Origin of the sequence: Stieleria tagensis, assembly GCF_024129865.1 — a bacterium.
Lineage (GTDB): Bacteria > Planctomycetota > Planctomycetia > Pirellulales > Pirellulaceae > Stieleria > Stieleria tagensis.
Genome location: NZ_JAMYFE010000082.1, coordinates 45,890 through 53,351 on the forward strand (window position 1 = coordinate 45,890; position 7,462 = coordinate 53,351).

The following is a 7,462-nucleotide window of genomic DNA, read 5'->3' on the forward strand; positions in this document are numbered from 1 at the left end:
CAACCCCGCTTGTCGCTGAATATTGGGGACACTGTGCCGCAGTGTCTCTTGCTCCTCCGATCCGCCATTCGACCCAATCAATCAAGTCATCGGCAATCCACGTTCTACTTCATCTTTCCGGAAATCCAGATGAAAAGCCTGCGTCAGTTGCTCCGCCGCCGTTTGCATTCCTCGAGTGCAGACCGTCCCCAGCCGCGTCGAGCCGCGAAACGCCACAGCGGCGGCCAGCTGAGAAGACAACTCAATGCCCAAGCACTGGAGCAGCGACAGCTGCTGGCCGGTGACATCGCTGTTGCCCACAACTACTGGAACGGTTTCGACGTCAACCAAGACATGCAGATCTCGCCCAGCGACGCGCTGGCCGTGATCAACTACTTGGCAACCAACGCCGCCCAGAACGGCCTTGGCGAAGGCGTCCAAAGCCGGTTGTCAGCGGAAGCCGAATTGGTGGAAGACTTTACCGGTCGCAAGGTCGACGTCAATGCCGACGGTAGCGTGACGCCTAGTGACGCACTGAGTGTGATCAATGCGTTGGCACGTGGCGAACAAGCCGGCGAGCTGGTCGAGTACCTGCTGACCGCCCGTGATGCCGACGACAATGAACTAAACGCGACCAATGGCGTGATCGAAGTCGGTGTCGGCCAGGAGAACTCGTTCTTCTTGGAAGTCGCCTACAACGACCTGCGGGGCTTTGGCGATGACCTAGGCGCGTTCTCGATCTTCCCAGACCTGGGCGTGACCCAAAGCGGCGTGCTGCGTCCGGTATTGCGTGAGACTCAGCAGGTGATCATCAGCGAAGAAATTCGCGTGTCGCAATCGGGCTCGTTGACAATCGGACGCGAAGGCACCACCGACACCGTCGAAGTGACTCTGGGTCAAATCCAAGGCGGCTTTGCCAGTGCACTCTCTGATGCATTGGTCAGCTTCGGAATGGACGCAAATGATTTCAACATCACCGAACCGCAAGCCCTGAAAGGCGATGACGGTTTGGATCTGGGATTCGAGATCCACTACACCGCTGTTGATGCCGGCAACCAAGACATCCCGGACCTGACGTTCACCCCCAACTTTGACAACGCGGTCACGACCACGTTCCGCGAGTTCGCGCCGTTCTTGGCCGATGGCACGACCCCCAACTCGGATGCCGTGCGATTCAATTTGGACACACGCAGCCGCACGCTGAACGACAACGAACGATTCTACGAATTGCTTAACCGCGGCACCTACACATTGGCCGATGGCTTCACCGACATCGGTGGCGTCGGCGGTGCATTCCCCAACGGGGTCCGCGACGTCGATGACAATGGCCAGTTGGTCGAACCCTTTGATGCGTTCCGCATCGAGGTCTACATCGCATCCCCACTGACCAGCCCCTTGGTCGTTGATGTGAATCCGGGTGCAGGCGTTGATCCGCTGACTCTGTACGGCAGCAACGATGTGGTTCCTGACGATCTGATCCTGATCGATGACGATGCCCGTGTGACCTTCAGCACCGGCGCGGTCTCCAACACTCCACCGGTCCTAAGCATCTCTCCGCTGACGAGCACTGCTTCGGAAGATGACGCGGACAGCTCCATCGACCTGCTAGACGGTGCCAGCGATGCCGAGGGCGACACGCTGTCGGTTGACAGTTTCACCTTCACCGGTGGCGACCAATCCGGTGTCACGCTCAACGGAAACAGTTTGGACCTGAACCCGGCGGCCTACAACGCGTTGAAAGTCGGCGAATCCGCTGTCATCACCGCCACCTACAAAGTCAGCGATGGCACGGCCACCACTGATCAGTCGATCACGATCACCATCAACGGTGCCAATGACGCACCGACGGTCAGTGCCGAAATCACTCGCACGGCCAGCGAGAACGCCAGTCAATTCAATGTGGATCTGCTGGAATTCGCCAGCGACCCCGACGGCGACACGCTCGATGCCACCTCCATCACGGTGCGTGCCGGCAGCGATGATGATTCCGGCATCACGATCGATGACACCAACAACCAATTGATCGTCGACCCCAGTGCCTACGCGGCATTGAACGCCGGCGAAAGCGCCACTGTGATTTACGATTTCACGATCTCCGACGGTAACGGCGGCACCGTCGCTCAAGTCGCTACGATCACGATCAATGGCGACACCCCCAACCAACCCCCGGTCGTCAGTGGTCCGGTCACGGTTTCGCTGTCCGAAGACGATGCCGACCAGACATTGAACCTGTTGAACAATGCCAGCGACCCTGACGGGGACACGTTGGAGGTCAGTGGTTTGACCTTGGTCAGTGGCGATGCCAGCGGAATCACGGACAACGGCAACAGTCTGTCGATCTCGCCAGACGCTTACAACGCCCTGGCATCCGGTGACACCGAAGTCATCACCTATAACTACAACGTGATCGACAACCGCGGCGGCAGCGTCGCTCAAACGGCCACGATCACCATCGGGGGTGCCAACGATTCGCCCGTCGTCTCTGCGGTCGTGACCGCGACCGTGACCGAAGACGATGCCAGCACGCCGGTCAACCTGCTCACCGGCGCTTCGGATCCGGACACCGGCGACACGCTTTCGGTTGACAATCTGACACTGGTTTCCGGTGACGCCAGCGGGATCTCTGGATCCGGTAGCACGCTGACCATCGATCCGTCACAGTACAACGATCTGGCCGCCGGCGACTCGGAAGTCATCGTTTACACCTACGACATCATCGACAACAACGGTGGCTCGGTTTCCCAATCAGCCACGATCACGATCACCGGCGTCAACGATGCCCCGACCGTGGCCGCTCCGCCAACCGCCACGTTCAGCGAAGACGATGCCAACGGCAGCTTGAATCTGTTGGACGGTGCTAGCGATGTGGATACCGGCGACGTCCTGTCAGCTGACAACGTGACCGTCGCATCGGGTGACGCCAGTGGCATCACCATCAGCGGCAACTCGCTGGTCGTGAACCCTTCGGCCTACAATAGCTTGGCCGCCGGTGAAACCGAAACCATCGCTTACACCTACAACGTCATCGACGGTAACGGCGGATCGGTCGCCCAATCGGCAACCATCACGATCAATGGTGCCAACGACGCACCCGTCGTCTCCGGTGCGATCTCGGAAACGTTCAACGAAGACCAGTCGACACAAACCGTGTCTCTGCTGCAGGGTGCATCCGATCCGGACACCACTGACACGCTGGCCGTGGCAAACGTCACCGTCACCGGCGACGACAGTGGAATCACCCGCTCAGGTGCCACGCTGACGATTGACCCAAGTGCCTACAGCAGTCTGAACTCCGGCGAACAAGCCGTCATCGTGTTCACCTACCAGGTCACCGATGGCACCGCCAACGTCAACCAGACCGCGACGGTCACGATCGAAGGCCGTGACGAAGGGTTCCCGGTTGTCTCCGGACCCATCGAAGTCTCGTTTGACGAAGACGACGCAAACGGCACGGTCGACCTGTTGGCCGGTGCATCGGATCCCGACGGCGACGCACTGAGCGTCATCAACGCCTCGGTCACCAGCGGTGACGCCCGCGGTGTCACCATCGATGCCGCCAACAACCGACTGGTGGTCACCCCAAGTGCCTACAACGATTTGGACACCGGTGAAACCGCCGTTGTCGTCGTTTCCTACCAAATCACCGATGGCACCAACGCCGTGGATCAAACCGCGACCGTGACCATCGTTGGCGAAGACGAACCGATCATTACCGGTTCAACCATCGCCGGCCAGTTGTTCATCGACCATGTGGAAAACATTGCCGATGTCCTAAACGGTGCGGCCCCCATTCGCAACGGCGTCAAAGACGCTGGCGAAGAAGCTCTAGGCGGAATCACGGTTCGTCTGCTCGGCGTCACCTCCGCTGGTGAAACCGAAGTCGCAGCAACGGTGACCGATACCGATGGCGTTTACGAATTCACCAATGTCGCTCCGGGCACTTACTACGTCGAATACGAAGTCCCCGGTTCGGTGGAATACACCGGCAGCCGTCGCGGTCAAGTCGTGGTCGGCAACCAGGGTGGCCAAACCCTCGAAGGGCCGGATCTGGATGCCATCGCATTGATCGGCGTGCAACACCGATTGGACTTGCTGGCCAAGACCTATCTCGATCAGGGCATCATCGACACCGGTAACTCGCCACTCATCCTGGGCGGCGGATCCGTCCAACTCGGTGCCGATGGCAGCCAGTCGATGTTCATCGCCGGTGAAGGCTTTGATGCGAAGTTTGCCGAAGTCGTGTTGAACGACAATCGCGATGCCGCACTGCTGACGATCATTGATTCCAACGATCAAGTCGTCTCGACTCGGCTCTCGGCGGATCAGTTTGTGGTCACCGGCGACGGCCAAGGACTGCGGTTCTTCGGCGAAACTAGTGACTTCAACTTTGCGGCAACCTCGGACGATTTGGTCCGTGACGAATTCGCCAACTACCGCGATGCGATCGACCAAGCATTGGCCAGTGGCGTCTAACCCGGACCCGCTGCGGCTGCGTTGACGCTGGCCATTTGAATCGTTCAACCGTCGGTGACCTGTCACCGACGGTTTTTTTATTCCACTGACCCCGGGGCATCCCCAACTCGTGCATCGCATCCGCCTTCGTCGCCCCTGGACGCGCACCGTCGGTGACCAACCACCGACCGAAAAAATCGACGTGCCGGATGCGGATCCCGCGACGGTCCAAGCGGGCACGAGCGTCTGTTATCGACGCGCATTTAACCGCCCTACCGGGTTAACCCCCGACACCACGCTGTGGTTGTCGATCGGCATCCCCACCGGCGACAGCCTGCGAGTCAGCCTGAACGGCCACACGATCCAAGCCCTGACCGCCATCCAAACTGCCCAGCCCATTCAACTGGACCTGACCGCCAAATTATTGGGCAGCAATGAATTGGTGATCGAACTGGAATCCGAACAAGCGGCCCTGTGCGGGCTGACCGCTGACGTCGCGCTGTTGATCGAGGACTGACCGATGGGCTGCACACGGCGAGTTGCTCCGGGGCTGAACGACCCGCTACCATGGTTTGATCAAGAGCGATGACCGCGACCTCGCCGATTTGAATTTGTCAGGAGATCTTCGATGCCGTCCCGTCAGTCGACCGCGAAACGACTGCTCCCGCCCTACGGAAACCGACTGATGTTGGTCCTGTGGATGGCTCTGATTGGCGTCACCAGTGGTTCCCTGTCAGCTTCGGATCGAGATGAAATCCGTTTCCGCAAACTCCTGCAGGGGCGTCACGACAACGGCCGAATGATCGCGATGCGTGCGATCGGAACGGATTTCCAAAGCCGCAGCGCGGCGCTGCCGGTGGTCATCGAATCGCTGACCGCATTGGTTGATGATCCACGTTTTGCTCGCGCCGAGAAACAGGGACAACCCGTGCTGCCGGATGGGGTTCGCCTGATGATCGAATTCGTCGGCACCATCGACCGCCCCGATGCGACCGACGCCCTGGTCCGTCTACTGAATTGTCCATTCGATTCGTGGTCGATGGCTGCGGTTCAAACGCTGTGCAAAAACCAACATCACACGGCCTTGGACGATGTGATCGCACTGGTCGATTCGGATTACTTTGACCGGAACTACGGGTTCCGATTCGCGCTCGCGCGCGGCTTGATTGAAATGAAACATCCCGATGCATGGGAGGCGTTGGCCAAACTGTATGATCGCGTGGAAGGCCAACTCGCTCATCGGTTGCATCAACAGTTTGAAAAAGTCACGGCCGAAGATTTCAAAGACGATGCGGATCGATTCCAAGCATGGCGAGGACGTGTCGGGCTGTCGATTGCCGAACAGGATGCCGATCCTAGCGAGGTCGTCCAAGCCTCGGCCACCGACCCGCCACTGCCCCAACGCATGGGTTTGGCACCGTCACAGTCGGCGGCGTCCTACCTGCGTGAGCGCCACCTCAAACCATCGAAATACTATGGGATCGATATCTACGCCAAACGACTGTTGTTTGTGATCGACCGCAGCGGCAGCATGAAAACCCCGGTCGGCAACCAGTCCCGATTTGAGCACGCCAAACAAGAACTTGGCACCGCGATCATGGGTCTGGACGAGTCCTGTGAATTTAGCATTCTGGTGTTCGATAGCGACGTCCGACCCTGGCGCCCGACACTGGTCCAAGCGACCGAAGAAAACAAACGCAATGCACTGCGTTTCATCGACTATCTCTCAGCCGGCAGCAGCACCAACACCTATGCCGCACTGCGCCAATCGCTGGACTTTGATGAACAGCTCGAAGCCGTGTTCATGTTGACCGACGGCAAACCCACCTCGGGACAACTCGTTCATCCCTCCGCCATCTTGATCGACATTCTCCGCCGCAACGAAAGCCACAATATCACGCTGAACACCATCGCCATCGGCGTCGACCCCTTGATGCAAGGTTTTCTCCGCAAGTTGACCGAACCCAGCGAAGGCGAATACCGCGAAGTCAACTAGCTCAAGGCCTGGGGCTGACCCTACCAGGCTATCGACTCCCGTCGCTCCGCGACTCAATCGCGCGTGTTCCCTAGCCGTCCCCTCAATCGCGCGTGTTCCTCTGCCGTCCCTCAATCGCGGAGCGATGTCATTCGTTAGCCAGGGGTGAAACCCCTGGATTTAGCACCCCCACCGGCGCAGTCGCGGAGCGCCGACATTCTCTACCGCCCCTCCGGGGCTTGTTGATGTTCTTTGACGCTCACGGCCTGGGGCTGACGCCACCAGGCTATCGACTCCCGTCGCTCCGCGACTCAATCAAACGTGTTTGTCAGCCGTCCCTCAATCGCGCGTGTTCCCCAGGCGTCCCCTCAATCGCACGTGTTCCCCAGCCGTCCCCTCAATCGCGGAGCGATGTCATTCGTTAGCCAGGGGTGAAACCCCTGGATTTAGCAACACCCAACCGCGCAGTCGCGGAGCGACGGCATTCTCTACCGCCCCTCCGGGGCTTGTTGATGTTCTTTGACGCTCAAGGCCTGGGGCTGACGCCACCAGGCTATCGACTCCCGTCGCTCCGCGACTCAATCGCACGTGTTCCCCAGGCGTCCCCTCAATCGCGCGTGTTCCTCTGCCGTCCCTCAATCGCGGAGCGATGTCATTCGTTAGCCAGGGGTGAAACCCCTGGATTTAGCACCCCTCAACCGCGCAGTCGCGGAGCGACGACATTCTCTACCGCCCCTCCGGGGCTCGTTGATGCTCTTTGACGCTCACGGCCTGGGGCTGACGCCACCAGGCTATCGACTCCCGTCGCTCCGCGACTCAATCACACGTGTTCCCCAGCCGCGACTCAATCACGCGTGTTCCTCTGCCGTCCCCTCAATCACGCGTGTTTCTCAGCCGTCCCTGAATCGCGGAGCGATGTCATTCGTTAGCCAGGGGTGAAACCCCTGGATTTAGCAACACCCAACCGCGCAGTCGCGGAGCGACGGCATTCTCTACCGCCCCTCCGGGGCTCGTTGATGTTCTTTGACGCTCAAGGCCTGGGGCTGACGCCCAATA

3 protein-coding genes are annotated in these 7,462 nt (G+C 59.5%); all 3 read left to right on the forward strand.

From position 1 onward, the window contains the following. Window positions 1-129: 129 nt before the first annotated feature. Window positions 130-4,452: a cadherin-like domain-containing protein gene (locus NHH03_RS19470; protein ID WP_253158744.1), complete on the forward strand. Its 4,323-nt coding sequence runs from the start codon at window positions 130-132 to the stop codon at window positions 4,450-4,452. Between the two features lie 109 nt (window positions 4,453-4,561). Next, window positions 4,562-4,948: a hypothetical protein gene (locus NHH03_RS19475; RefSeq protein WP_253158746.1), complete on the forward strand. Its 387-nt coding sequence runs from the start codon at window positions 4,562-4,564 to the stop codon at window positions 4,946-4,948. A 111-nt stretch (window positions 4,949-5,059) separates the two neighbouring features. After that, on the forward strand, window positions 5,060-6,427 hold the full coding sequence (locus tag NHH03_RS19480; protein ID WP_253158748.1) for a VWA domain-containing protein: 1,368 nt from the start codon (window positions 5,060-5,062) through the stop codon (window positions 6,425-6,427). Window positions 6,428-7,462: the final 1,035 nt, after the last annotated feature.